This window comes from Lelliottia sp. WB101 (genome assembly GCF_003051885.1).
Lineage (GTDB): Bacteria > Pseudomonadota > Gammaproteobacteria > Enterobacterales > Enterobacteriaceae > Enterobacter > Enterobacter nimipressuralis.
In genome coordinates this window covers 1,071,112-1,097,083 of the sequence record NZ_CP028520.1, presented here as the reverse complement: position 1 = coordinate 1,097,083, position 25,972 = coordinate 1,071,112, and the positions used below count along the sequence as shown (strand labels likewise).

The window sequence follows — 25,972 nt, the reverse complement described above, 5'->3', positions numbered from 1 at the left end:
GCTCCTCATTTAAGTTTTTAGGTCATAAAAAAACCCCCGGACCTTTCGGTGCGGGGGTCTTAGTTCGTTAAGGCTTGTTTTTTAAGCCTTTCCTCGTCCAAGTGCAGCCCCGCACGGTGGGATAATAATCACCACCACGCTAATCACGACCAGGCTAATCACTAGTAGAAGGGCTGTCATTTTGAGTTCTTTTGGCATCTTGTTCGAAGGAATACCTAAAGAGGTATCACAGACATTGAATTAAACACAAGAAATATTTATGACGCGATTGCTTAGCCAGCGAATACTTTCGCAAAAAATGTTTGTTTTATATAAGGAAAATAGAAAATGAATATTTTTCATTTTTTAAATAGTGTCTCCAACAGAAAAAAAGTCGATTTTTGCGCATTTGCGATCGTTCTTCCGCCATAAAGCAAGTGTGACTTTGTTTCATTAAAAAGCATGAACACGCCTCGTAATGTCTGCAATTGACGCTAAAAAACCACAAAACACACTGGCATAGTGACTGGCAAAGGAGACACCTATGTCACTGTCAGTCGTTTTTACTCGCGCAGCGTTGGGCGTACAGGCGCCGCTTATTTCTGTGGAAGTTCATCTGAGCAATGGACTGCCCGGCTTAACCCTCGTCGGACTCCCGGAAACCACCGTGAAAGAGGCCCGGGATCGCGTTCGCAGCGCTATCATCAATAGCGGTTATACCTTTCCCGCCAAGAAGATAACCATCAACCTGGCCCCTGCCGACCTCCCAAAAGAAGGCGGGCGATATGATTTACCTATCGCCATAGCGCTTCTCTCTGCCTCTGAGCAGCTTAACGCTCCCCATTTGAATCGGTATGAGTTTGTGGGCGAACTGGCGCTTACAGGCGCGTTAAGAGGCGTTCCAGGCGCAATCTCGGGAGTGTTAGCCGCGTTACAGGCCGGAAGACATATCATCGTGGCTACTGAGAACTCATCAGAAGTCAGCCTCATTGAGGAAAAGGGGTGCCTGATTGCCGGACATTTACAGGAGGTGTGTGCATTTCTGGAGGGGCGTCATGAGTTGGCTGAACCTGAAGAGAATCGTATCGGTGTGCCGGAACATCTGGAGGATCTTAGCGACATCATTGGTCAGGAGCAGGGCAAGCGCGCGCTGGAAATCACTGCGGCTGGCGGCCACAACCTGCTGCTGATTGGGCCGCCAGGCACAGGGAAAACTATGCTTGCCAGTAGGCTTAACGGTTTGTTGCCCCCACTGAGCAACCATGAAGCTCTGGAGAGCGCAGCAATCATTAGTCTGACGAATTCCACATCCCTACAGAAGCACTGGCGCAGAAGGCCGTTTCGCTCCCCACATCACAGCGCCTCACTCACGGCGATGGTTGGCGGCGGTTCGATCCCAATACCTGGTGAAATTTCCCTCGCACACCACGGGATTCTGTTTCTGGATGAATTACCTGAATTCGAAAGACGTGTTCTGGATGCCCTGCGCGAACCGATCGAGTCCGGGCAGATTCATATCTCCCGTACCCGGGCCAAGATCAGCTATCCGGCGCAGTTCCAACTCATTGCTGCCATGAATCCCAGCCCATCAGGCCATTACCAGGGCAACCACAACCGAAGTACACCTGAGCAGACACTTCGTTATCTGGGACGACTGTCAGGCCCGTTCCTCGACCGCTTCGATCTCTCGCTCGAAATCCCACTGCCGCCACCGGGAGTGCTCAGCCAGATGAGTAACACAGGGGAGAACAGCAGCACCGTACGGGAACGCGTGATTCGAGCCCAGGAACGGCAGTATTTACGTCAGAACAAGCTCAATGCGCGTCTCGATAACGCAGAGATCCGTCAGTTTTGTTGTCTGTCCGAAGTTGATTCACGCTGGCTGGAAGAGACGCTGACGCGATTTGGCCTCTCAGTACGAGCATGGCAACGCCTGTTGAAGGTTGCGCGTACTATCGCTGATTTGGAGGGGAGTGGTGATATCGCGCGGCAACATCTGCAGGAAGCGCTAAGTTATCGCGCAATAGACCGTTTGCTGCTGCACCTGCAAAAGATGCTGGCGTAAAAAAGGGGCCGCAGCCCCTTTTCACATCATATCAATCGTCAGATTCGGTGTAGTCTTCTGCACCTTCCATCTGCGGCTTACCGCCGGAGAGAGTATGGAAACGCTTTGGTCGCTTAATGCGAGCCATGTATTTGATCCATACGCGTTCTGCTTCAGATTCTGGCTCACGCTCACCACGGCAAACGGCAACAAACAGTTTTTCGTCTTCAGTTGCAGGCTCACGTTTCCCCAGATCCAGCTCGTTAAAGGCATAACCATGGCGCTCAAGCAGTTGCGCCTCTTTGATGGTGAAATCGCCATGACGAGAGAACCCGCGCGGATAATTTTTATTGTCGAAAAAACGATTAGTTGTCGTAAAGCTTTCCGCCATCCTACACGCTCCTAATTCTTTGGCCGAGCTATTTATGGCGCGGAGTATTAGTTACGCTTGACAGAGCGTCAAACAAAACATTTAAATCATCACGACAAATAATTTTGCGGAGAAAGATATGGATACGGAATTGCTAAAAACTTTCCTCGAAGTGAGCAGAACGCGTCACTTTGGGCGAGCGGCGGAAGCACTCTACCTGACACAGTCAGCGGTGAGTTTTCGTATTCGTCAGCTGGAAAATCAACTCGGTGTGAATCTTTTTACCCGCCATCGCAACAATATTCGCTTAACGGCGGCTGGTGAGAAGCTCTTACCCTACGCTGAGACACTGATGAATACCTGGCAGGCGGCGCGAAAGGAGGTGGCTCATACTTCCAGATACAACGAGTTTTCTATCGGGGCGAGTGCATCCCTTTGGGAATGCATGCTGAGTCAGTGGCTTACACGATTGTATAAGTCGCACAACAACCTGCAATTTGAAGCCCGAATTGCACAGCGGCAGTCGCTGGTGAAGCAGTTACATGAACGGCAGTTAGATCTGCTGATCACGACTGAAGCTCCCAAAATGGATGAATTTAGCAGCCAGATCCTGGGACAATTTAATCTGGCACTCTATGCTTCTCAGCCTTCGATGATGAAAGCGGATCTCAGCTATTTACGACTGGAATGGGGCCCCGATTTCCAGCAGCATGAAGTGGGTTTGATCGCGGCGGATGATGTCCCTTCACTGACGACCAGCTCTGCAGAGATCGCCTGTCAGCAATTAGCCCTTCTCAATGGTTGCACCTGGTTACCCACTCGTTGGGCGGATGACAAACCCGGACTGCATACTGTCTCTGATTCTACAACGCTTGTCCGGCCACTCTATGCGATCTGGCTTCAGAACAGCGACAAGCATGTCCAAATTAAAGATCTATTGAAAATCAACGTAATGGATTAGTTTTGAGAGTCTGGCAGGGACGCAAGAAAGACAGGGTTTTTTGAGGTATTTAAAGCAAAAAAAAATCCTTTGCCGAAGCAAAGGATTATATATGGCAGGGGCGGAGAGACTCGAACTCGCGACACCCGGTTTTGGAGACCGGTGCTCTACCAACTGAGCTACGCCCCTAAATCTTCTTGCTATTAAGCCTGCTAGGTAAGCAGGCTTAATATCTTAATAAGTGGCGGAACGGACGGGACTCGAACCCGCGACCCCCTGCGTGACAGGCAGGTATTCTAACCGACTGAACTACCGCTCCACCGAAGACTTCTGTAACCACCGGATTCATGCACCGGTTTACTACTTAATTTGATGCCTGGCAGTTCCCTACTCTCACATGGGGAGACCCCACACTACCATCGGCGCTACGGCGTTTCACTTCTGAGTTCGGCATGGGGTCAGGTGGGACCACCGCGCTAAAGCCGCCAGGCAAATTCTGTATCAACACGCATCTCTGCGCATTAATTAATCTGTATCAGCTGAAAATCGTCTGTCTCTGCTTCGCCAAAACATCTTCGGCGTTGTAAGGTTAAGCCTCACGGTTCATTAGTACTGGTTAGCTCAATACATCGCTGCACTTACACACCCAGCCTATCAACGTCGTAGTCTTCAACGTTCCTTCAGGACTCTCAAGGAGTCAGGGAGAACTCATCTCGGGGCAAGTTTCGTGCTTAGATGCTTTCAGCACTTATCTTTTCCGCATTTAGCTACCGGGCAATGCCATTGGCATGACAACCCGAACACCAGTGATGCGTCCACTCCGGTCCTCTCGTACTAGGAGCAGCCCCCCTCAATTCTCCAGCGCCCACGGCAGATAGGGACCGAACTGTCTCACGACGTTCTAAACCCAGCTCGCGTACCACTTTAAACGGCGAACAGCCGTACCCTTGGGACCTACTTCAGCCCCAGGATGTGATGAGCCGACATCGAGGTGCCAAACACCGCCGTCGATATGAACTCTTGGGCGGTATCAGCCTGTTATCCCCGGAGTACCTTTTATCCGTTGAGCGATGGCCCTTCCATTCAGAACCACCGGATCACTATGACCTGCTTTCGCACCTGCTCGAGCCGTCACTCTCGCAGTCAAGCTAGCTTATGCCATTGCACTAACCTCCTGATGTCCGACCAGGATTAGCTAACCTTCGTGCTCCTCCGTTACTCTTTAGGAGGAGACCGCCCCAGTCAAACTACCCACCAGACACTGTCCGCAACCCGGATTACGGGTCTACGTTAGAACACCAGCCATTAAAGGGTGGTATTTCAAGGTTGGCTCCACGCAGACTGGCGTCCACGCTTCAAAGCCTCCCACCTATCCTACACATCAAGGACCAGTGTTCAGTGTCAAGCTATAGTAAAGGTTCACGGGGTCTTTCCGTCTTGCCGCGGGTACACTGCATCTTCACAGCGAGTTCAATTTCACTGAGTCTCGGGTGGAGACAGCCTGGCCATCATTACGCCATTCGTGCAGGTCGGAACTTACCCGACAAGGAATTTCGCTACCTTAGGACCGTTATAGTTACGGCCGCCGTTTACCGGGGCTTCGATCAAGAGCTTCGCGTTGCCGCTAACCCCATCAATTAACCTTCCGGCACCGGGCAGGCGTCACACCGTATACGTCCACTTTCGTGTTTGCACAGTGCTGTGTTTTTAATAAACAGTTGCAGCCAGCTGGTATCTTCGACTGGTTTCAGCTCCGTCCGCAGGGACTTCACCTACACACCAGCGTGCCTTCTCCCGAAGTTACGGCACCATTTTGCCTAGTTCCTTCACCCGAGTTCTCTCAAGCGCCTTGGTATTCTCTACCTGACCACCTGTGTCGGTTTGGGGTACGATTTGATGTTACCTGATGCTTAGAGGCTTTTCCTGGAAGCAGGGCATTTGTTACTTCAGCACCGTAGTGCCTCGTCATCACACCTCAGCGTTAAAAAGGTACCGGATTTACCTGGAACCTCCGCCTACATGCTTAAACCGGGACAACCGTCGCCCGGCTAACATAGCCTTCTCCGTCCCCCTTCGCAGTAACACCAAGTACAGGAATATTAACCTGTTTCCCATCGACTACGCCTTTCGGCCTCGCCTTAGGGGTCGACTCACCCTGCCCCGATTAACGTTGGACAGGAACCCTTGGTCTTCCGGCGAGCGGGCTTTTCACCCGCTTTATCGTTACTTATGTCAGCATTCGCACTTCTGATACCTCCAGCATGCCTCACAGCACACCTTCAACGGCTTACAGAACGCTCCCCTACCCAACAACGCATAAGCGTCGCTGCCGCAGCTTCGGTGCATGGTTTAGCCCCGTTACATCTTCCGCGCAGGCCGACTCGACCAGTGAGCTATTACGCTTTCTTTAAATGATGGCTGCTTCTAAGCCAACATCCTGGCTGTCTGTGCCTTCCCACATCGTTTCCCACTTAACCATGACTTTGGGACCTTAGCTGGCGGTCTGGGTTGTTTCCCTCTTCACGACGGACGTTAGCACCCGCCGTGTGTCTCCCGTGATAACATTCTTCGGTATTCGTAGTTTGCATCGGGTTGGTAAGCCGGGATGGCCCCCTAGCCGAAACAGTGCTCTACCCCCGAAGATGAGTTCACGAGGCGCTACCTAAATAGCTTTCGGGGAGAACCAGCTATCTCCCGGTTTGATTGGCCTTTCACCCCCAGCCACAAGTCATCCGCTAATTTTTCAACATTAGTCGGTTCGGTCCTCCAGTTAGTGTTACCCAACCTTCAACCTGCCCATGGCTAGATCACCGGGTTTCGGGTCTATACCCTGCAACTTAACGCCCAGTTAAGACTCGGTTTCCCTTCGGCTCCCCTATACGGTTAACCTTGCTACAGAATATAAGTCGCTGACCCATTATACAAAAGGTACGCAGTCACCCCATAAAGAGGCTCCCACTGCTTGTACGTACACGGTTTCAGGTTCTTTTTCACTCCCCTCGCCGGGGTTCTTTTCGCCTTTCCCTCACGGTACTGGTTCACTATCGGTCAGTCAGGAGTATTTAGCCTTGGAGGATGGTCCCCCCATATTCAGACAGGATACCACGTGTCCCGCCCTACTCTTCGAGTTCACAACGTGTGCATTTTTGTGTACGGGGCTGTCACCCTGTATCGCCGGACTTTCCAGACCGTTCCACTAACACACGCGCTGATTCAGACTCTGGGCTCCTCCCCGTTCGCTCGCCGCTACTGGGGGAATCTCGGTTGATTTCTTTTCCTCGGGGTACTTAGATGTTTCAGTTCCCCCGGTTCGCCTCATGCCACTATGTATTCATGACATGATAGTGTGTCGGAACACACTGGGTTTCCCCATTCGGGTATCGCCGGGTCAAAGGTTCATATCACCTCGCCGACGCTTATCGCAGATTAGCACGCCCTTCATCGCCTCTGACTGCCAGGGCATCCACCGTGTACGCTTAGTCGCTTAACCTCACAACCCGAAGATGTTTCGTAAAACATCGTCGTGTCGCGAAAATTTGAGAGACTCGAACACACCGTCACTCTGTTCTTATTACGGAGAACAGACGCAGCGTGTCGTTTCAATTTTCAGCTTGATCCAGATTTTTAAAGAGCAAAACTTCGCAGTGAACCTTTTCAGGTACACTCTGAAGTTTTCTTGTTGTTCGCAGTAAAAGGATGGTGGAGCTATGCGGGATCGAACCGCAGACCTCCTGCGTGCAAGGCAGGCGCTCTCCCAGCTGAGCTATAACCCCATCACAAATGCTAAATCTCATTACCGGTAATTTAGACTGAGACAAGGCGTGGAAGGACGAAGCATACTGAAGTATGCGAGCCGTTTCACAACGCAGTATCAGGATAAATTTGGTAGGCCTGAGTGGACTTGAACCACCGACCTCACCCTTATCAGGGGTGCGCTCTAACCACCTGAGCTACAAGCCTGCAGAGATTTTTTACTGCTTATTTTTCATCAGACAATCTGTGTGAGCACTACAAAGGCAGGTTCTTTCAGGTAAGGAGGTGATCCAACCGCAGGTTCCCCTACGGTTACCTTGTTACGACTTCACCCCAGTCATGAATCACAAAGTGGTAAGCGCCCTCCCGAAGGTTAAGCTACCTACTTCTTTTGCAACCCACTCCCATGGTGTGACGGGCGGTGTGTACAAGGCCCGGGAACGTATTCACCGTAGCATTCTGATCTACGATTACTAGCGATTCCGACTTCATGGAGTCGAGTTGCAGACTCCAATCCGGACTACGACGTACTTTATGAGGTCCGCTTGCTCTCGCGAGGTCGCTTCTCTTTGTATACGCCATTGTAGCACGTGTGTAGCCCTACTCGTAAGGGCCATGATGACTTGACGTCATCCCCACCTTCCTCCAGTTTATCACTGGCAGTCTCCTTTGAGTTCCCGGCCGGACCGCTGGCAACAAAGGATAAGGGTTGCGCTCGTTGCGGGACTTAACCCAACATTTCACAACACGAGCTGACGACAGCCATGCAGCACCTGTCTCAGAGTTCCCGAAGGCACCAAAGCATCTCTGCTAAGTTCTCTGGATGTCAAGAGTAGGTAAGGTTCTTCGCGTTGCATCGAATTAAACCACATGCTCCACCGCTTGTGCGGGCCCCCGTCAATTCATTTGAGTTTTAACCTTGCGGCCGTACTCCCCAGGCGGTCGACTTAACGCGTTAGCTCCGGAAGCCACTCCTCAAGGGAACAACCTCCAAGTCGACATCGTTTACGGCGTGGACTACCAGGGTATCTAATCCTGTTTGCTCCCCACGCTTTCGCACCTGAGCGTCAGTCTTTGTCCAGGGGGCCGCCTTCGCCACCGGTATTCCTCCAGATCTCTACGCATTTCACCGCTACACCTGGAATTCTACCCCCCTCTACAAGACTCTAGCCTGCCAGTTTCGAATGCAGTTCCCAGGTTGAGCCCGGGGATTTCACATCCGACTTGACAGACCGCCTGCGTGCGCTTTACGCCCAGTAATTCCGATTAACGCTTGCACCCTCCGTATTACCGCGGCTGCTGGCACGGAGTTAGCCGGTGCTTCTTCTGCGAGTAACGTCAATCACTGAGGTTATTAACCTCAATGCCTTCCTCCTCGCTGAAAGTACTTTACAACCCGAAGGCCTTCTTCATACACGCGGCATGGCTGCATCAGGCTTGCGCCCATTGTGCAATATTCCCCACTGCTGCCTCCCGTAGGAGTCTGGACCGTGTCTCAGTTCCAGTGTGGCTGGTCATCCTCTCAGACCAGCTAGGGATCGTCGCCTAGGTGAGCCGTTACCCCACCTACTAGCTAATCCCATCTGGGCACATCTGATGGCAAGAGGCCCGAAGGTCCCCCTCTTTGGTCTTGCGACGTTATGCGGTATTAGCTACCGTTTCCAGTAGTTATCCCCCTCCATCAGGCAGTTTCCCAGACATTACTCACCCGTCCGCCGCTCGTCACCCGAGAGCAAGCTCTCTGTGCTACCGCTCGACTTGCATGTGTTAGGCCTGCCGCCAGCGTTCAATCTGAGCCATGATCAAACTCTTCAATTTAAGTTTGATGCTCGTGAATTAAACTTCGTAATGAATTACGTATGTTCACTCAGAGACTTTGGTATTCATTTAGCGTCTTGCGACGTTTAGAATCCATGTCACTTTGAGTGCCCACACAGATTGTCTGATAAATTGTTAAAGAGCAGTGCAACGCGGCTTTCGCTCACCGTTGCGAGGTCCCGTATAATACGTTTTCCTCATTCAGAGTCAAGCGTTTAATTTCGCTTTTCGCTGTCGGCGTTCATCGCTGAACCCCTTCTGTCCCGGCGGCTTGCGTGCCGTTGTTCCGTGTCAGTGGAGGCGCATTATAGGGAGTTCTCAGACGTTGACAACCCCTCTTTTAAAAAAAACTTTCAACCGCCTTTTTTTTGTTCAAAACCGTGCTACAGCGCCAGTTTTTCGAGCGTTTCAAAGCCATATCGGCGTAAGACGGGTAAAAGTTGCTCAGTCTCAGGGGTGAGCGCCATACAGAAAGCAATATTCTTGTCACTGGATTTGGCATCTGGCGCTTCATGTTCAAGAAGCCAGGCGGTGCGTCGGGCAATCGCTGCACCGGAGTCGACCAGACGTGTGCCTTCCGGCAAGACCTCAAGCAGCTCGTCCTGTAAAAGCGGGAAATGCGTGCAGCCCAGCACAACCGTATCCGGTGGTTCAGCCATTCGTAGCCATGGACGCAAAATGCGACGCAGCTCCTCCAGCGGCACCGGATGACCATGCAGCTTCGCTTCGGCCATCTCCACCAGTTCGGCTGAGCCGAGCATGGCAATCGAGCATTCGTTAGCGAAGCGGTCAATCAGCTCACGCGTATAAGGACGCTTCACCGTCCCGCGCGTCGCCAGCAGGCCGACGATACCGTTCGCCGTCAGACGAGCCGCAGGCTTAATCGCCGGCACCACGCCCACAACGGGGAACGGGAATTTTTCGCGTAATGCAGGAAGGGAAACGGTGCTTGCGGTATTACAGGCAATCACGGCCAGCGCTAAGGGATAACGCTGTTGGACGGCAGTGACGATTTCCAGGACACGCTCAACGATAAAGTCTTCGCTCTTTTCCCCATAAGGAAAAGCGACGTTATCGAAGGCATAGATGTAATGAAGATCCGGCAGAAGATGCCGAATCTCATCGTAGACCGAAAGCCCACCGACGCCGGAGTCAAACACCAGCACGGTGGGACGTGGATCAGAAGGTGTAGCTGCCAGACAAGGTGTATTCCCGTCCTGCAGTTTGGTAGCCATAAACTGTCTCGTAATCTTTATCGAACAGGTTAGCTATTTTACCACGAACTGTCAGATGTGAGGTGACAGGATATGAAACTGCGACATCCCACAGACTTACGCCACCCATTTTCACACGTTCAGACGTATAGGTATTGGGATCGTATGCCACATCATAACGCGTGCCCAGATAGCGGTAGGCCAGATTCCAGTCGAGATCCCAAACCTGCCAGTCCAGCTGATACTTAACCTGCTGCTTCGAACGGCGGGCCAGCACTTCGTTAGTTTTAGCGTTACGGGGATCCACATAATCATAGGAAATCTGATGCCCCACCAGGCCAGTGTCGAACTGTGCTGTGGCTTCGATACCTTTAATACGGGCTTCGTCGACGTTGTAGTAACGATACGTGTGCGGATCGCTGCTGATCAGGTTATCAATATCATTACGATAACCTGTAACACGCCAGTTTACCGGTCCCGTCAGACCTTCAAAGCCTCCTTCCCACTGCTTACTCTCTTCCGGTTTAAGGTCCGGATTCCCGTAAGTCGCGCTGTGAATCTGGCTCATTGTTGGGGCTTTATACGCCGTACCGTAAGAGGCAATAGCGCGGTAACCATCAATAAACTCCCACGCCGCACTGGTTTGCCAGGTACCGTGATTACCAAAGTTAGAGTTATCGTCATTACGCGCAGCCGCTTCAAGCGTCACGCTATTGAACTGCTGCATAGCAGACAAGAACACACCGGTGTTACGTTGCTCGTAACCTTTATCCAGATACCCCGTTCCCGCCTGGGTTTTTTGTTTCTGCCAGTCCAGACCCGCACCGATATTACCGTGGCCGACTTGAATATGATTCAGCCATTGAGTGGTGTACTGCTTCACATCGTCAGTCGTTGCCGAATCCGCGTAACGTCCTTTTTTCGGATCATAATTCTGATCTTTACTGCGGCCATACCCCGCCACCAGTTGAGACTGGAAAATCCCCTGGTTATAACGCAGGCCCGTATCCCAGTTTTGACTGTAGAGCTGGCGTGTATCCGGTCTTCCGTCGATCATGAAATTGGCATCGTAGTGATCATAACCGTCATACGCAGTACGGTTGTCATAGCCAAAACCACGGAAGAAGCCGCTCACGCTGTCGGTGATTTGCTGCTCCACGGAGCCGTACAGAGACTTACTCATAAAACCGTCGCGATCCGGCTGACGCGGTGCATCCTGCGCATCAATATCAAAACCGCGGGTATAGGTATAGTTGCCCGCAACGGTGACTTTGGTTTTATCGAAGCGCTGCTGGAATGAACCGTCGTAAGATTGATAGCCCTTCGACCCCACGCCCGCAGAGATCTCACCGCCAGGCTGATCGCGTCCGGTGATAATGTTGATTACGCCGCCAATCGCATCGGAACCATACAGCGCAGACCGTGGACCGCGAATGTACTCAAGACGCTGGATAAGAGAAGTAGGGATTTGGCTAAGATCGGCGACATTACTGATCCCGGCGTTGTTCAGCGGGATGCCGTCAATCAGCACCAGAACGTGACGTGATTCCGTACCGCGTATAAAAGTAGAAGCGTTTGCCCCCATGCCGCCGCTTTGGGCGATATCCACACCCGGCAGGCGCTGCATGACTTCCACGACGCTCTTGGCCTGCCAGCGTTCGATATCTTCACGGGTCACCACCGACGTCGGTGCCAGAACGGTATTTGCCGGTTGCTCAAAACGGTTTGCTGTCACCACCAACGAGTCAGCGCTTTCCTGCGCCCAGCCCGAAAAAGCCGTGACGGAAAGCGCCGTCATCAGCGATACTTTTTTAATCATTGTTAAAGCATCCACAATATAAGAAGGATGCCGCAGGCGTCATCTATAGCACGCGATGATGAAACCAAATGCGACGTAACACCGGCAGGTCTTCGGGCTTGGTGGCGTGTGTGGATGAAGACTTCCCACTCGAAAGCAGTGTCTACAACATTCATCCCGCCAGTCTTTACCGCTGCGCGTCAGCTCCAGATTTACACTGGATTCCCTTTTCACTTACAGGAGACCGGAAACAGAATGCTACAATTAGAAACGTATGGATGTCCAGACAGCTATGCATGATTAAATCTGGACATCCCCTGTACAGTGCTTACAATCCCCGCGAAATTGTTTACCACTCAGGATGCATCATGACCCCCGAACACCTCCCGACAGAACAGTACGACGCGCAGCTGGCAGAAAAAGTGGTCCGCCTGCAAAGTATGATGACGCCTTTTGCGGCGCCCGTTCCCGAGGTGTTCCGCTCGCCGGTCAGTCACTATCGCATGCGCGCTGAATTCCGTATCTGGCATGACGGCGACGATCTGTACCACATCATTTTCGATCAGCAGACCAAGTCCCGCATCCGCGTAAACAGCTTCCCGGCCGCGAGTGAATTAATTAACCAGTTAATGACGCTGATGATTGAAGGCGTACGTGAAAACCCGATTCTGCGCCACAAATTGTTCCAGATTGATTACCTGACCACGCAAAGCAACCAGGCGATCGTCTCCCTGCTTTATCACAAAACCCTGAATGATGAATGGCGTCAGGAAGCGGAAGCGCTGCGCGATGCGCTGCGTGCCCAGAATATCAATGTGCATCTGATTGGCCGCGCCACCAAAACCAAAATCATGCTCGATCAGGACTATGTGGATGAACGTCTGCCAGTGGCCGGGAAAGAGATGATTTATCGCCAGGTCGAAAACAGCTTCACGCAGCCGAATGCGGCGATGAACGTGCAGATGCTGGAGTGGGCGCTGAACGCCACCGAAGGGGCAACGGGTGATTTGCTCGAGCTATACTGCGGGAACGGCAACTTCTCCCTCGCGCTGGCGCGCAACTTTGAACGCGTTCTGGCCACCGAAATTGCTAAACCCTCCGTCGCGGCAGCGCAGTACAACATCGCGGCGAACCACATTGATAATGTGCAAATTATCCGTATGGCAGCCGAAGAGTTTACGCAGGCCATGAACGGCGTGCGTGAATTCAACCGCTTGCAGGGAATCGATCTGAAGAGCTACCAGTGCGAGACGATTTTCGTCGATCCACCGCGCAGCGGGCTGGACAGCGAAACCGAGAAGATGGTGCAGGCGTATCCGCGTATTCTTTACATCTCCTGCAATCCGGAGACGCTGTGTAAGAATCTGGAAACATTAAGCCAGACGCACAAGGTTGAACGTCTGGCGTTGTTCGATCAGTTCCCGTATACGCACCATATGGAGTGCGGCGTACTGTTAACGGCGAAGTAAAATCTCGTAGGCCGGATAAGCGAAACGCCATCCGGCTTTTTTTCGGCAGGTGGCGCTACGCCTGTCTACCCTACAACATCCCGTTATTCATGGATTTGATGCTTACGGTTACGCATCTTAATACCAATCCAGAACACCAGCGCCACTGACAGCACCGCAGGCAGGAAGTTAGAGCCGATATCCGGATATTCCGCGCGCACCACGGTGCTATACAACAGAACGCCCAGGATAAAGAACGCGGCAGCCAGGCCCGGTAAACCTACCGGCATGGTACGGTTCTGATAGCGCTGATGCAGACAGTAAACCGTCAGCACCAGGGCAATAAGCGGGAAGATCGAAAACGGCACAATCGAGCTGAACACGGCTGCAAATGTTCCGTTAATAGATAAGCCAGCGATCAATGCCAGCAACAACGTACCTTTATCCTGACCTGACTGTTTCATTACTCACCTTCGTCGATTTGATGCGCCGACTTTTCTTGTTCCCGGCGGTACCAGTAATACGCCCCTTTGGAAATCATCCTCAGCTGTAATACCAGTCGCTCTTCGAGTTGCTTGCGTTGTTCAACGCCAACATCCAGTGCTTCGGCACCCGCACTGAAAACAATGGTCACCATCGCCTCGGCCTGCGCTTCCGTGAAGGCGCGTGGCATATGGTTTTCGATTTCGAGATAGTCGGCAAGTTCCGCAATAAAATGCTGAATTTCACGCGCAACGGCGGCACGAAACGCGGCAGATGTCCCCGAACGTTCGCGCAATAACAGTCGAAACGCGTTGGGATTGTTGCCGATAAATTCCATAAACGTTGAAACGGACGTGCGGATCACGCTGCCGCCTTTAGCGATACGCTGACGCGCCTGGCGCATAAGCTGGCGCAGCATCAGGCCGCTCTCATCCACCATGGTCAGACCCAACTCATCCACATCACGAAAATGACGATAAAAGGACGTTGGCGCAATCCCGGCCTCGCGTGCGACTTCGCGCAGGCTCAAACTCGCAAAACTTCGCTCAGCACTCAGTTGACTAAATGCCGCTTCCACCAGCGAACGCCGGGTTTTCTCTTTTTGTTGTGCTCTTACGCCCATCACAATAGTTGAATCCTTCCAAAGGCCTTCAGGCACTATACCAGAGAATAAAATTAATCTGTTTGCATCACTTTGTGAATGATTGTTTACGTGAGGTTTGTGCTCCACAGCTCGAAAAGAGCACAACGATAATTGGGTTATCCTGCTAATGATGTTACTATTCTGTTGCTTTTATGTATAAGAACAGGTAAGCCTTGCCATGCCACACACCTACGATTACGACGCAATAGTTATTGGTTCCGGCCCCGGCGGCGAAGGCGCTGCTATGGGACTGGTGAAACAGGGAGCCAGAGTAGCGGTCATTGAGCGCTACCATAATGTTGGCGGCGGTTGCACCCACTGGGGCACCATCCCTTCTAAAGCCCTCCGCCACGCCGTTAGCCGCATTATTGAATTTAACCAGAACCCTCTTTACAGCGACCATTCCCGACTTCTTCGTTCTTCCTTTGCCGACATCCTCAACCATGCTGATAACGTCATTAATCAGCAAACGCGGATGCGCCAGGGGTTTTACGAGCGCAATCACTGCGAAATTTTGCAGGGCGACGCGCACTTTGTTGACGAACACACGCTGGCGCTGAAGTGTCATGACGGTTCCGTCGAGACGATTACCGCCGAGAAATTTGTCATCGCCTGCGGCTCACGCCCGTACCATCCGACCGACGTCGATTTCTCTCATCCGCGCGTCTACGACAGCGACTCGATTTTGAGCCTGCACCATGAACCGCGCCACGTGCTGATCTACGGCGCAGGGGTGATTGGCTGCGAATATGCATCGATCTTCCGTGGAATGGACGTGAAAGTCGACCTGATCAACACCCGTGACCGTCTGCTGGCGTTTCTCGATCAGGAGATGTCCGACTCCCTCTCCTACCACTTCTGGAACAGCGGCGTGGTTATTCGCCACAACGAAGAGTACGAGAAAATCGAAGGCTGCGATGACGGTGTGATCATGCACCTGAAATCCGGGAAAAAGCTCAAAGCCGACTGCCTGCTGTATGCCAACGGGCGTACGGGTAACACCGATTCGCTGGCGCTGGAAAACATCGGTCTTGAAACGGACAGCCGTGGTCAGCTGAAGGTCAACAGCATGTATCAGACTGCCTTACCGCATATCTACGCGGTGGGGGATGTGATTGGTTATCCGAGCCTGGCTTCCGCCGCTTACGACCAGGGCCGCATCGCTGCACAGGCGCTGGTGAAAGGCGAAGCGACTGCGCATCTGATCGAGGATATTCCAACCGGGATTTACACGATTCCGGAGATCAGCTCGGTGGGCAAAACCGAACAGCAGCTGACGTCAATGAAGGTGCCTTACGAGGTGGGTCGTGCGCAGTTCAAGCATCTGGCGCGGGCGCAAATCGTGGGAATGAGCGTGGGAACGCTGAAGATTTTGTTCCATCGCGAGACGAAAGAGATCCTCGGGATTCACTGCTTCGGTGAACGCGCGGCGGAAATCATTCATATCGGTCAGGCCATCATGGAGCAAAAAGGTGGCGGTAACACGATTGAGTACTTCGTTAACACCACCTTTAACTACCCGACGATGGCAGAAGCCTATCGGGTAGCCGCGCTGAACGGTTTAAACCGCCTGTTTTAACGCACCGTCAAAGTGGCCATCCATCGAACTGCGGATGGCCTCTGCCAGCTGCTCATAGCGGCTGCGCAGCGGTGATCCTGGACGATAGACCAGACCAATGGTACGACGCGGCTCAGGTTTAATGCACGGCAGATAAACCACACCATCGCGTTTGCGCTCGCGCGGTACGGCCAGCGCAGGCAGCAGTGTAATGCCACTTCCCGCCGCCACCATATTGCGCAGCGTTTCCAGGCTGGTTGCACGGAAATGGGTATCTTCATCCGCACCCGCTTCAAAGCAAAAACCCATCGCCTGATCGCGCAGACAGTGACCGTCTTCGAGCATCAGCAGCTTTTCACCCGCCAGATCGGACATCGGCACGCGATCGCGGTTCGCCCACGGGTGATCCTCATAGATCGCCAGCATCATCGGCTCATCAAACAGCGGCACTTCGATAAAGGCTTCGCTCTCTTTGACCAGCGCCAGAATGGCACAGTCGAGCTTACCGCTATCCAGCTGCGCCAGCAGTTGATGGGTCTGGGCTTCGTGCAGATACATTTCGAGTTTCGGGAAGGTCTGGTGCAGCATCGGGATAATTTGCGGCAACAAATAGGGGCCAACGGTAGGGATCAGGCCAATGTGCAGTGGGCCGGACATGGCTTCCCCCTGCTGGCTTGCCATTTCCTTGAGCACTTTGACCTCGCGCAGCACGGTGCGCGCCTGATCCACCAGCAGCAAACCGGCCTGGGTGAACAGCACTTTACGACTGGTACGTTCCAGCAGCATCACGCCCAGCTCATCTTCCAGCTTGCGGATCTGACCGCTCAGGGTCGGCTGGCTGACGTGGCAGGAATCTGCCGCGCGGCGAAAATGACGATGCTCAGCTAACGCTACCAGGTATTCAAGATCACGAATATTCATTATTCATCCTCCGTCGCCACGATAGTTCATGGCGATAGATAGCATAGCAACGAACGATTATCCCTATCAAGCATTCTGTTGAATAATACACCACATAGACGAGGCGGTGACTGTTTGACCCTTGAAGCACCGCCGCGTTATACGAGTTTCTCTCAAAACTCGAACAACTAAAGCCAACGTGAACTTTTGCGGACCCTGTGTCCGCTTTTTTTTGCATAAAAAAAGCCCGGCAAACGCCAGGCCTGATTTTTATTGGCCGGGTAAGCGCTGCGCCACCCGGCAATGTACCGACTTAGATCAGCCGATCTTTCGCATCCGCAATCGCCTGCGCCACCTGCTTCGGCGACACACCGCCTTTCGCCGCACGCTTATCCAGGCAGGATTGCAGCGCCAGAATCGGATAAACGTCATCGCCAATCACCGCACTGAATTTCTGCAGATCGGCAAGCGTAAGATCTTCCAGCGGCTTGCCCTGACGAATCGCCTCAACCACCGCTTCGCCCACAATATGGTGCGCTTCACGGAACGGCACGCCTTTAGCGACCAGATAATCCGCCAGCTCCGTAGAGTTCGCATAGCCCTGCTGCGCCGCTTCCTGGCAGCGCGGACGTTTCACCTGAATACCGTCCAGCACCAGCGCGCCCATATGCAGGCAGTCGAGCCAGGTGTCGAGAGCATCAAACAGCCCCTCTTTATCTTCCTGCATGTCTTTGTTGTAGGCCAGTGGCAGCCCTTTCAGCGTCATCATCATGCCGGTCAGCGCGCCCTGCACGCGGCCACATTTACCCCGGATCAGCTCCAGCGCATCCGGGTTTTTCTTCTGCGGCATCAGGGAAGAACCGGACGTCACGCGATCAGACAGCTCAACAAACCCGGCTTCACCGGAGTTGAAGAAAATCAGATCTTCGGCAAAGCGCGACAGATGCACCATGCCAATGGACGCATTCGACAGTAGCTCCAGCACGTGGTCGCGATCGGAAACGCTGTCCAGGCTGTTACGGGTGGCAGAAGCAAAGCCCAGCCAGCCGGCTAACTGTTCACGGTCGATTTCATACGCCGTGCCGGCCAGCGCACCGCTGCCCAGCGGACTGACGTCCAGACGCTTCAGGGTATCCTGCAAACGACTCTCATCGCGCGCCAGCATTTCAACATAGGCCAGACACCAGTGAGCAAACGTCACCGGCTGCGCGCGCTGCAGGTGGGTATAACCCGGCATCACCGCGTCCTGATTGTGATGCGCTGTTTCCACCAGCGCACTCTGCAGCTGGCGATTCGCCGACAGCAGCTCCACAACAGTGTCTTTACACCACAGCTTCAGGTCAGTCGCGACCTGATCGTTACGGCTACGCCCGGTGTGCAGCTTTTTACCCAACTGGCCGACTTTGTCGATCAGTTTGCCTTCCACCCAGCTATGAATATCTTCAGCATCGCTCTCAAGGATCTGCTGCGGATTCAGACGCACCTCTTCCAGCAGATTGTTCAGCGCCTCTTCGAGCTGCACTTGTTCGTCTGCCGTCAGCACGCCAACGGTAACCAGCGCTTTAGACCAGGCCACAGAGCCGACGATATCCTGTTCGGCCAGGCGGTAGTCGAAGCGCAAAGAGTCATTGAACTGTTTGAAACGCTGATCCGCTGCCTGTGTAAAACGCCCACCCCAAAGTGCCATAACATGCTTCCTTAAATTCGGTTAGTTCTGTCGGGTCGCGCTGCGCTTACCCGACCTGCAATCATCAATACTCTTTTTTTACCCGATAACGCTGTACTTACATGCACAAAATATTAGGCCAGAATACGTGTACCAATCGGCGTGCCGTTAAACAGCGCGGGCAATTGTTCCGCGTGACGCCACGAGGCGATATCGACCGGGCGACCCAAAGTGCGAGCGGCATCCAGCGCGGCATTCACCTTCACAATCATGCCGTCGGTAATAATGCCCTGGTCGATCAACTGCTCGGCCTTCGCTGCCGTCATCTCGGCAATGCGCTGGCCTTTTCCATCCAGAATCCCGCTCACATCGGAGAGCAGAATCAGATCCGCGCCCAGCGTCGCCGCCAGCGCCGTGGCCGCCTGGTCGGCATTCACGTTCATCAGTTGACCCTCTTCGGTCACCCCGATAGAGCTCACAACCGGCAGGAAACCGCCCTCCAGCAGAGTGTTAATCAGCTTAGGTGAACCCGGCTGCGCCAGTCCAACATGGCCCAGTTCTTCGTCGAGCTGGGTCACATTTACGCTATCACCGTCGCCCAGATACAGACCCACGGAGGCGATATGGTGTTTCTTTGCCCACGCCAGCAGCGTTTTGTTTGCGGTTCCCGCCAGCGCGCCGGTAATAATGTCGATCTGATCGGCAGGCGTCACACGCAGGCCGTTTTTCTTTTTCACCGGCAGATTCAGCCCTTTCATCAGCTCATCCACCACGCAGCCGCCGCCGTGTACAATCACCAGCGGACGTTGGTGTGATTCACGATAGTTCACCAGTGCAGTAAACAGACGCTCCAGCGCTTCTTCGCTGTCCAGCAGTACACCGCCGAGTTTGATAATTAATGGATTCATCATCACACCTTAAATAAGAGACTGCGTTTCGGCGAAGCCAAAACGAATGTTTGCGCACTGCACCGCCTGGGCGGCAGCGCCTTTGAGAAGGTTATCTTCTGCAGCCACCACGATCAGGTGCTCGCCCTGAACGGCAAAACCGATATCGCAGAACGGCAGGCCGACCACGTTTTTCAGCGCCGGGACACCTTTGTCATACAGACGCACCAACGGTTTATCGGCATAAGCCTGGTTAAAGGCTTCGGCTACCTGATCTTTGGTCACGCCCGGTTTCAGACGGCAGGTGATGGTTTCCAGAATCCCGCGCGGGAAGTTGCCCAGATGCGGGGTGAAAATCACTTCCGCGCCCAGGTGTGTAGTGATTTCCGGGTGATGACGGTGGTTGAACACGCCATACGGCTGCAGGCTCACTTCGCAGAAGCTGTTGGAAATGGCCGCCTTACGCCCGGCACCGCTGACGCCACTGGTGGCGTTGATCACAGGCCACTGATTGAGATCCAGCAGACCCGCGTCGATCAAAGGTTTAAGAGAAAGCTGCGCCGCCGTTGGATAGCATCCCGGAACGGCAATCAAATTGGCTTCTTTCAGCTTATCCGCGCTCCACTCCGCCAGACCATAAACCGCTTTTTTAAGCAGATCCGGATGCTGGTGAGTAAAGCCGTAATATTTTTCATAAAACGCACTGTCGTTAACGCGGAACGCGCCGGAGAGATCGAAAACCACACAGCCGGCCGCCAGGAACTGCGGTGCCAGGTCGTGGCTAACTTCGTGGGCGGTGGCCAAAAACACCACATCCACACCGTCGGTAAACTCGCTGATGTCGGACATCGGCTGCAGCGGCAAATCCACGATTCCCTTAAGCTGCGGATGCAAATCAGAAATTAATTTTCCCGCATCATTGCTTTGCGCTGATACGGTCAAAGCGGTTATGGTCATATGAGGATGGCGATTCACGTAGCTTACAAGCTCTGCGCCCGCATAACCGCTAGCGCCCACAATCAGCGTATTCAACATCGGGTTCCTTTACGATCAACGTTAGTGTATTTTTATTCACATTTAGTGCATGAATATTGATACTATCACGACCTAAGGTATGTCAACAATGAAAATGAATTTACCACCCTTTATCGAGATTTACCGCGCCCTGATTGCCACGCCGTCTATCAGTGCGACCGAAGAAGCGCTCGACCAAAGCAATGAGTCTTTAATCAATTTACTGGCTGGCTGGTTTAGCGAACTCGGGTTTAAGGTGGAAGTTCAACCCGTTCCAGGAACCCGCAATAAATTCAACCTGCTCGCCAGTACCGGCGAGGGTGCTGGCGGCCTGCTGCTGGCCGGACATACGGATACCGTCCCCTTTGATGATGGCCGCTGGACGCGCGATCCCTTCACCCTGACCGAGCACGACAACAAGCTCTACGGTCTGGGCACGGCGGATATGAAAGGCTTCTTCGCCTTTATTCTTGATGCCCTGCGTGACGTGGATGTGAAAACCCTGAAAAAGCCGCTCTATATTCTGGCCACCGCCGATGAAGAGACCAGCATGGCGGGTGCGCGCTATTTTTCGGAGAATACCGCCCTGCGCCCGGATTGCGCCATTATCGGTGAACCGACCTCACTGCAACCGATTCGCGCCCACAAAGGCCATATCTCTACCGCCGTACGCGTGATGGGCCAGTCCGGCCACTCCAGCGATCCCGCTCGTGGCGTCAACGCCATCGAACTGATGCATGATGCGATTGGCCGTATCATGCAGCTTCGCGATTCCCTGAAAGAGCGCTATCACCACGATTCGTTTACCGTGCCGTACCCAACGCTGAACCTGGGCAGTCTGCACGGTGGTGACGCCTCCAACCGCATCTGCGCTTGCTGCGAACTGCATATGGATATCCGCCCGCTGCCGGGCATGACCTTAAGCGATCTGGATGGCCTGCTGACGGAAGCATTGGCCCCTGTGAGCGAGCGCTGGCCGGGCCGTCTGACCATTTCCGAGCTGCACCCGCCGATCCCTGGCTACGAATGCCCGCCGGACCACCAGCTGGTGCAGGTGGTCGAAAAACTGCTCGGCGCGCAAACCGATGTGGTGAACTACTGCACCGAAGCGCCGTTTATCCAGACGCTGTGCCCGACACTGGTGCTTGGCCCGGGTTCCATTAATCAGGCCCACCAGCCGGACGAATACCTGGAAACCCGCTTTATTAAGCCGACACGCGAATTAATTACCCAGGTTGTGCATCATTTCTGCTGGCACTAACGGTTCTTTTTGAGTGCCCTCTTCCGCCAGGAGAGGGCACCAAAACGCATGATCCTCGTCACATTCTCATAAGCATCTCTTATCTGACGCGAAGCGAATTAAATTTCGTAAATTGCCCACATTTATTCGTTTGCTGAACCGTTTTCGCAGCAATTGACGGCAGGGGGTTTACGTGGCTTTATAAAGGGAGATGACAAATAAATGTCCAAAAGATTTCTGAATGGGCATAAACAAAAATGATGGGGTGACTGGGTTTTTATGAACGAACAATATTCCGCGTTGCGTAGTAATGTCAGTATGCTCGGCAAAGTGCTGGGAGATACCATCAAGGACGCGCTGGGAGAGAACATTCTCGACCGCGTTGAAACCATCCGTAAGCTGTCCAAATCCTCCCGTGCAGGAAATGAAGCGAACCGCCAGGAGCTGCTCACCACCTTGCAGAACCTGTCCAACGACGAGCTGCTGCCCGTCGCGCGCGCGTTCAGCCAGTTCCTGAACCTGGCTAACACCGCCGAGCAATACCACAGTATTTCGCCGAAGGGCGAAGCTGCCAGCAACCCGGAAGTGATTGCCCGCACGCTCAGAAAACTCAAAGACCAGCCCGATCTTAACGAAGAGACCATCAAAAAAGCGGTGGAATCCCTCTCCCTGGAACTGGTGCTCACTGCGCACCCGACCGAGATCACCCGTCGTACGCTTATCCACAAAATGGTGGAAGTGAACAACTGCCTGAAGCAGCTTGATAACAAAGACATTGTCGATTACGAACGCAACCAGCTGATGCGTCGTCTTCGCCAGCTGATTGCCCAGTCCTGGCACACGGATGAAATCCGTAAGTACCGTCCAAGCCCGGTTGATGAAGCCAAATGGGGCTTCGCAGTCGTGGAAAACAGCCTGTGGGAAGGTGTGCCAAACTACCTTCGCGAGCTAAACGAACAACTCGAAGAGAATCTGGGCTACCGCCTGCCGGTGGATTTTGTGCCGGTGCGCTTCACCTCCTGGATGGGTGGCGACCGCGACGGCAACCCAAACGTCACCGCTGAAATCACCCGCCACGTCCTGCTGTTGAGCCGCTGGAAAGCCACCGACCTGTTCCTGAAAGATATTCAAATCCTGATTTCTGAACTGTCGATGGTTGAAGCGACGCCAGAGCTGCTGGAACTGGTCGGCGAAGCGGGCGCCAGCGAGCCGTATCGTTACCTGATGAAAAACCTGCGCAGTCAGCTGATGGCGACCCAAGCCTGGCTGGAAGCGCGCCTGAAAGGCCAGCGTCTGCCGAAACCGGCGGGACTGCTCAGCCAAAACGAACAACTGTGGGACCCGCTCTACGCGTGCTATAAATCACTACAGGCATGCGGAATGGGCATCATCGCCAACGGCGAGCTGCTCGATACCCTGCGCCGCGTGAAGTGTTTCGGCGTGCCGCTGGTACGTATCGACGTGCGTCAGGAAAGCACCCGCCACACTGAAGCGCTGGGCGAGCTGACCCGCTATCTCGGCATTGGCGACTACGAAAGCTGGTCTGAAGCTGACAAACAGGCCTTCCTGATCCGCGAGTTGAACTCAAAACGCCCTCTTCTCCCGCGCAGCTGGGAGCCGAGCGAAGAGACCAGCGAAGTGCTCAACACCTGTAAAGCGATCGTTGATGCGCCAAAAGGATCTGTCGCCGCCTATGTGATCTCCATGGCGAAGACCCCGTCCGACGTGCTGGCCGTACACCTGCTGTTAAAAGAAGCCGGTATTAGCTTTGCGCTGCCGGTGGCTCCACTGTTTGAAACTCTCGACGACCTGAATAACGCCAACGACGTGATGACCCAGTTGCTGAACATCGACTGGTATCGCGGCTTTATTCAGGGCAAACAGATGGTAATGATTGGCTATTCCGACTCTGCAAAAGACGCGGGCGTAATGGCGGCCTCCTGGGCGCAGTACCAGGCGCAGGACGCGCTGATCAAAACCTGCGAAAAAGCGGGTATCGAATTAACGCTGTTCCACGGACGCGGCGGCTCTATCGGTCGCGGCGGCGCACCAGCGCACGCGGCACTGCTTTCGCAGCCGCCGGGCAGCCTGAAAGGCGGCCTGCGTGTCACCGAGCAGGGCGAGATGATCCGCTTTAAATATGGCTTGCCGGAAGTGACCATCAGCAGCCTGTCGCTCTACACCAGCGCGATTCTGGAAGCGAACCTGCTGCCACCACCGGAGCCAAAAGATGCATGGCGTCATATCATGGACGAGCTGTCAGATATCTCCTGCGATCTGTACCGTGGCTATGTGCGTGAAAACAAAGATTTCGTCCCGTACTTCCGCTCAGCAACGCCTGAACAGGAGCTGGGCAAACTGCCGCTCGGTTCACGTCCTGCGAAACGCCGCCCAACCGGTGGCGTAGAGTCTCTGCGCGCCATTCCATGGATCTTCGCCTGGACGCAAAACCGTCTGATGCTGCCTGCCTGGCTGGGCGCCGGTGCGGCGCTGCAAAAAGTGGTCGAGGACGGCAAGCAAAGCGAGCTGGAAACCATGTGCCGCGACTGGCCGTTCTTCTCCACCCGTCTGGGCATGCTGGAGATGGTATTCTCCAAAGCCGACCTGTGGCTGGCGGAATACTACGATCAGCGCCTGGTCAAACCGGAGCTGTGGGGCCTGGGTAAAGAGCTACGCGAGCTGCTGGAAGGCGACATTAAAGTCGTGCTGGATATCGCCAACGACTCGCATCTGATGGAAGATTTACCCTGGATTGCCGAGTCCATCCAGCTGCGCAACATCTACACTGACCCACTGAACGTATTGCAGGCAGAACTGCTGCACCGTTCCCGTCAGGCGGAAGAAGCCGGCAAAGAGCCAGACCCACGCGTGGAACAAGCGCTGATGGTCACCATCGCGGGCGTCGCTGCGGGCATGCGTAACACGGGCTAATCTCTGTTTTACGCTCATCAGGCCACACCATGTGTGGCCTTTTTTTATGCTTGCAGGTAAGGTTTTCTCTTTGGTCGACACGGAAGGAAATGCCATGCAGCAAGATATCAGCCTGATACTGGCCGAATTGATTGAAGGCCCGGCATCCCTGCGGAAAGTGCATTTTGCTAACCCTGCGACTCCCGCACCAGAGCTGGCGCTGCAGGTTGATTTCCCACGTCTGGAGATTGTGCTGGAAGGCTCCGTGAAAGACGTATCGACCGGAGTTTTGCAGGCTCAGGATGTCTTATATGTTCCGGCGGGCGGCTGGAACTCGCCGCAATGGCAACAACCCGCAACCGCCTTAAGTATTCTGTTTGGCAAACAACAACTTGGTTTTAGTCTGGTGCAGTGGGATGGCATAGCCCTGCGCAATCTGGCGAAACAGCACGTTGCACGCCGAGGCCCGCGTATTGGCTCATTCCTGCTGCAAACATTGCATGAAATGCAGATGCAGCCACAGGAGCAGCAAACCGCCAGGCTGATTACCTTGAGCCTGCTCAGCCATTGCACCGACCTGCTCGGCAGCCAGATCCAGACCGCTTCACGTAGCCAGGCCCTGTTTGGCGCCATTCGCGACTATATTGATGAGCACTACGCGTCGCCGCTGACCCGTGAATCCGTCGCGAAAGCGTTCTACATCTCACCCAACTATCTTTCGCATCTTTTCCAGAAGACAGGCGCGGTGGGATTTAACGAATATCTGACGCATACCCGGCTCGAACATGCTCGCCGGTTGCTGAAGGGGTATGATTTGAAGGTCAAAGAGATCGCACACAGCTGTGGGTTTATTGACAGTAACTATTTTTGCCGACTGTTCCGCAAAAATACGGAACGCTCGCCGTCTGAGTATCGCCGCCAGTACCACAGTCAGCTCACCGGAAAGTCGGTTAATCCAGAATAAGCTGGGTATGTTGCGGGGCAGACAGCAGTTTACGGACGGCAACCATCACCTTTTGCGGGTCGCGTAAGAACGCATTGATGCCGCATTTCACATAGCGACACTGCTCGAATCGCTCCACGCCAGCCAGTTCAATATCCGTAATGAGCAGAACCACTTCCGCCTGACGAATGTCCTCTTCTGTCAGTTCGCATTCAATGCCCAGAGCACCCTGGGTTTCGATTCGAATGTTCCACTTTTCCTGGTGACAGAGCTTTTCCAGCCGTTCAGCTGCCATGTAAGTATGGGCGACACCGCTTACACAGGCGGTCACTGCGACAATTCGGTGTTCCGCGATAGCGGCCAT

General features: G+C 53.7%; 18 protein-coding genes, 4 tRNA genes, 3 rRNA genes and 1 riboswitch. Of the genes, 7 read left to right on the top strand and 18 right to left on the bottom strand.

All coding sequences use genetic code 11. The annotated features are described in order from the left end of the window. Positions 1–81 precede the first annotated feature (81 nt). On the bottom strand, positions 82–180 hold the full coding sequence (ilvL, locus tag DAI21_RS05150) for an ilv operon leader peptide (RefSeq protein ID WP_023620831.1): 99 nt from the start codon (positions 178–180) through the stop codon (positions 82–84). Positions 181–523: 343 nt separating this feature from the next. Between ilvL and DAI21_RS05145 the strand changes: the two genes are divergently transcribed. Beyond that, positions 524–2,044 (top strand): YifB family Mg chelatase-like AAA ATPase, encoded by a 1,521-nt coding sequence (locus tag DAI21_RS05145; RefSeq protein ID WP_107702629.1) that lies wholly within the window; start codon positions 524–526, stop codon positions 2,042–2,044. Between the two features lie 31 nt (positions 2,045–2,075). Here DAI21_RS05145 and DAI21_RS05140 read toward each other — a convergent pair whose 3' ends face one another. After that, on the bottom strand, positions 2,076–2,414 hold the full coding sequence (locus DAI21_RS05140; RefSeq protein ID WP_100778408.1) for a DUF413 domain-containing protein: 339 nt from the start codon (positions 2,412–2,414) through the stop codon (positions 2,076–2,078). 118 nt (positions 2,415–2,532) lie between these two features. Here DAI21_RS05140 and hdfR point away from each other — a divergent pair, with 118 nt between their 5' ends. Beyond that, the gene (hdfR, locus tag DAI21_RS05135) at positions 2,533–3,354 is read left to right on the top strand and encodes an HTH-type transcriptional regulator HdfR (RefSeq protein WP_100778407.1); all 822 of its coding nucleotides are present in this window, start codon (positions 2,533–2,535) and stop codon (positions 3,352–3,354) included. A 92-nt stretch (positions 3,355–3,446) separates the two neighbouring features. On the opposite strand, the gene DAI21_RS05130 is transcribed toward hdfR, so the two are convergent. The 9 genes from DAI21_RS05130 to btuB all read right to left on the bottom strand — a co-directional run bounded on the left by DAI21_RS05130 (position 3,447) and on the right by btuB (position 11,937). After that, positions 3,447–3,522: transfer RNA gene (locus tag DAI21_RS05130), tRNA-Trp, on the bottom strand. A 53-nt stretch (positions 3,523–3,575) separates the two neighbouring features. Next, positions 3,576–3,652 (bottom strand) — tRNA-Asp (locus DAI21_RS05125). A 55-nt stretch (positions 3,653–3,707) separates the two neighbouring features. Continuing rightward, a 5S ribosomal RNA gene (gene rrf, locus DAI21_RS05120) occupies positions 3,708–3,823 on the bottom strand. 95 nt (positions 3,824–3,918) lie between these two features. Continuing rightward, positions 3,919–6,823: ribosomal RNA gene (locus DAI21_RS05115) — 23S ribosomal RNA — on the bottom strand. Between the two features lie 207 nt (positions 6,824–7,030). Further along, positions 7,031–7,106 (bottom strand) — tRNA-Ala (locus DAI21_RS05110). 110 nt (positions 7,107–7,216) lie between these two features. After that, a tRNA-Ile gene (locus DAI21_RS05105) sits at positions 7,217–7,293 on the bottom strand. A gap of 71 nt (positions 7,294–7,364) precedes the next feature. Further along, a 16S ribosomal RNA gene (locus tag DAI21_RS05100) occupies positions 7,365–8,904 on the bottom strand. Together the 16S, 23S and 5S rRNA genes with 4 tRNA genes alongside form the textbook arrangement of a ribosomal RNA operon. Positions 8,905–9,287: 383 nt before the next feature. Beyond that, on the bottom strand, positions 9,288–10,139 hold the full coding sequence (murI, locus tag DAI21_RS05095; protein WP_102105806.1) for a glutamate racemase: 852 nt from the start codon (positions 10,137–10,139) through the stop codon (positions 9,288–9,290). After that, positions 10,084–11,937 carry a TonB-dependent vitamin B12 receptor BtuB gene (gene btuB / locus DAI21_RS05090; protein ID WP_107702628.1) on the bottom strand — a complete coding sequence of 618 codons (1,854 nt, stop codon included), beginning with the start codon at positions 11,935–11,937 and terminating at the stop codon, positions 10,084–10,086. The genes murI and btuB overlap by 56 nt, the downstream gene beginning before the upstream one ends. A gap of 65 nt (positions 11,938–12,002) precedes the next feature. Then, a riboswitch (cobalamin riboswitch) is annotated at positions 12,003–12,180 on the bottom strand. A gap of 104 nt (positions 12,181–12,284) precedes the next feature. Here btuB and trmA point away from each other — a divergent pair. Further along, on the top strand, positions 12,285–13,385 hold the full coding sequence (gene trmA / locus DAI21_RS05085; RefSeq protein ID WP_100778404.1) for a tRNA (uridine(54)-C5)-methyltransferase TrmA: 1,101 nt from the start codon (positions 12,285–12,287) through the stop codon (positions 13,383–13,385). An 83-nt stretch (positions 13,386–13,468) separates the two neighbouring features. Here the strand turns inward: trmA and DAI21_RS05080 are convergent, their stop codons facing one another. Then, entirely contained in the window at positions 13,469–13,828 is a 360-nt protein-coding gene (locus DAI21_RS05080; RefSeq protein WP_100778403.1) for a YijD family membrane protein, read from the bottom strand. After that, complete coding sequence (fabR, locus tag DAI21_RS05075; protein WP_129035629.1) at positions 13,828–14,472, bottom strand: HTH-type transcriptional repressor FabR; 645 nt, start codon at positions 14,470–14,472, stop codon at positions 13,828–13,830. The genes DAI21_RS05080 and fabR overlap by 1 nt, the downstream gene beginning before the upstream one ends. A 196-nt stretch (positions 14,473–14,668) precedes the next feature. On the opposite strand from fabR, the gene sthA reads away from it, so the two are divergent. After that, complete coding sequence (sthA, locus tag DAI21_RS05070; RefSeq protein ID WP_100778401.1) at positions 14,669–16,069, top strand: Si-specific NAD(P)(+) transhydrogenase; 1,401 nt, start codon at positions 14,669–14,671, stop codon at positions 16,067–16,069. Here the strand turns inward: sthA and oxyR are convergent. The 4 genes from oxyR to argC all read right to left on the bottom strand — a co-directional run bounded on the left by oxyR (position 16,052) and on the right by argC (position 20,536). Next, entirely contained in the window at positions 16,052–16,969 is a 918-nt protein-coding gene (gene oxyR / locus DAI21_RS05065) for a DNA-binding transcriptional regulator OxyR (protein WP_095283927.1), read from the bottom strand. The genes sthA and oxyR overlap by 18 nt on opposite strands. Before the next feature lie 292 nt (positions 16,970–17,261). After that, positions 17,262–18,635 carry an argininosuccinate lyase gene (gene argH / locus DAI21_RS05055; RefSeq protein ID WP_100778400.1) on the bottom strand — a complete coding sequence of 458 codons (1,374 nt, stop codon included), beginning with the start codon at positions 18,633–18,635 and terminating at the stop codon, positions 17,262–17,264. Between the two features lie 113 nt (positions 18,636–18,748). Next, complete coding sequence (gene argB / locus DAI21_RS05045) at positions 18,749–19,525, bottom strand: acetylglutamate kinase (RefSeq protein WP_095283929.1); 777 nt, start codon at positions 19,523–19,525, stop codon at positions 18,749–18,751. A 6-nt stretch (positions 19,526–19,531) separates the two neighbouring features. Next, entirely contained in the window at positions 19,532–20,536 is a 1,005-nt protein-coding gene (argC, locus tag DAI21_RS05040; RefSeq protein WP_107702627.1) for an N-acetyl-gamma-glutamyl-phosphate reductase, read from the bottom strand. A gap of 88 nt (positions 20,537–20,624) precedes the next feature. On the opposite strand from argC, the gene argE reads away from it, so the two are divergent. The 3 genes from argE (at position 20,625) to DAI21_RS05025 (ending at position 25,629) form a co-directional block, all read left to right on the top strand. Continuing rightward, complete coding sequence (gene argE, locus DAI21_RS05035) at positions 20,625–21,776, top strand: acetylornithine deacetylase (protein WP_100778398.1); 1,152 nt, start codon at positions 20,625–20,627, stop codon at positions 21,774–21,776. A 258-nt stretch (positions 21,777–22,034) separates the two neighbouring features. Beyond that, positions 22,035–24,686 (top strand): phosphoenolpyruvate carboxylase, encoded by a 2,652-nt coding sequence (ppc, locus tag DAI21_RS05030; RefSeq protein ID WP_100778397.1) that lies wholly within the window; start codon positions 22,035–22,037, stop codon positions 24,684–24,686. A gap of 94 nt (positions 24,687–24,780) precedes the next feature. Continuing rightward, positions 24,781–25,629, top strand: coding sequence for an AraC family transcriptional regulator (locus DAI21_RS05025; protein ID WP_100778396.1), 849 nt, complete (start codon positions 24,781–24,783; stop codon positions 25,627–25,629). Here the strand turns inward: DAI21_RS05025 and DAI21_RS05020 are convergent. Then, positions 25,616–25,972, bottom strand: a complete 357-nt coding sequence (locus DAI21_RS05020) for a PTS fructose-like transporter subunit IIB (RefSeq protein WP_100778395.1) — start codon at positions 25,970–25,972, stop codon at positions 25,616–25,618. The genes DAI21_RS05025 and DAI21_RS05020 overlap by 14 nt on opposite strands.

What these genes read in the sequence shown, in the direction of transcription:
- ppc (WP_100778397.1), top strand. Translation starts at nt 22,035, where the DNA reads ATGAACGAACAATATTCCGCGTTGCGTAGTAATGTCAGTATGCTCGGC.
- trmA (WP_100778404.1), top strand. Translation starts at nt 12,285, where the DNA reads ATGACCCCCGAACACCTCCCGACAGAACAGTACGACGCGCAGCTGGCA.
- DAI21_RS05025 (WP_100778396.1), top strand. Translation starts at nt 24,781, where the DNA reads ATGCAGCAAGATATCAGCCTGATACTGGCCGAATTGATTGAAGGCCCG.
- DAI21_RS05080 (WP_100778403.1), bottom strand. Translation starts at nt 13,828, where the DNA reads ATGAAACAGTCAGGTCAGGATAAAGGTACGTTGTTGCTGGCATTGATC.
- btuB (WP_107702628.1), bottom strand. Translation starts at nt 11,937, where the DNA reads ATGATTAAAAAAGTATCGCTGATGACGGCGCTTTCCGTCACGGCTTTT.
- argB (WP_095283929.1), bottom strand. Translation starts at nt 19,525, where the DNA reads ATGATGAATCCATTAATTATCAAACTCGGCGGTGTACTGCTGGACAGC.
- DAI21_RS05140 (WP_100778408.1), bottom strand. Translation starts at nt 2,414, where the DNA reads ATGGCGGAAAGCTTTACGACAACTAATCGTTTTTTCGACAATAAAAAT.
- DAI21_RS05145 (WP_107702629.1), top strand. Translation starts at nt 524, where the DNA reads ATGTCACTGTCAGTCGTTTTTACTCGCGCAGCGTTGGGCGTACAGGCG.
- DAI21_RS05020 (WP_100778395.1), bottom strand. Translation starts at nt 25,972, where the DNA reads ATGGCCGCTATCGCGGAACACCGAATTGTCGCAGTGACCGCCTGTGTA.
- sthA (WP_100778401.1), top strand. Translation starts at nt 14,669, where the DNA reads ATGCCACACACCTACGATTACGACGCAATAGTTATTGGTTCCGGCCCC.
- argH (WP_100778400.1), bottom strand. Translation starts at nt 18,635, where the DNA reads ATGGCACTTTGGGGTGGGCGTTTTACACAGGCAGCGGATCAGCGTTTC.
- ilvL (WP_023620831.1), bottom strand. Translation starts at nt 180, where the DNA reads ATGACAGCCCTTCTACTAGTGATTAGCCTGGTCGTGATTAGCGTGGTG.
- argE (WP_100778398.1), top strand. Translation starts at nt 20,625, where the DNA reads ATGAAAATGAATTTACCACCCTTTATCGAGATTTACCGCGCCCTGATT.
- oxyR (WP_095283927.1), bottom strand. Translation starts at nt 16,969, where the DNA reads ATGAATATTCGTGATCTTGAATACCTGGTAGCGTTAGCTGAGCATCGT.
- argC (WP_107702627.1), bottom strand. Translation starts at nt 20,536, where the DNA reads ATGTTGAATACGCTGATTGTGGGCGCTAGCGGTTATGCGGGCGCAGAG.
- murI (WP_102105806.1), bottom strand. Translation starts at nt 10,139, where the DNA reads ATGGCTACCAAACTGCAGGACGGGAATACACCTTGTCTGGCAGCTACA.
- hdfR (WP_100778407.1), top strand. Translation starts at nt 2,533, where the DNA reads ATGGATACGGAATTGCTAAAAACTTTCCTCGAAGTGAGCAGAACGCGT.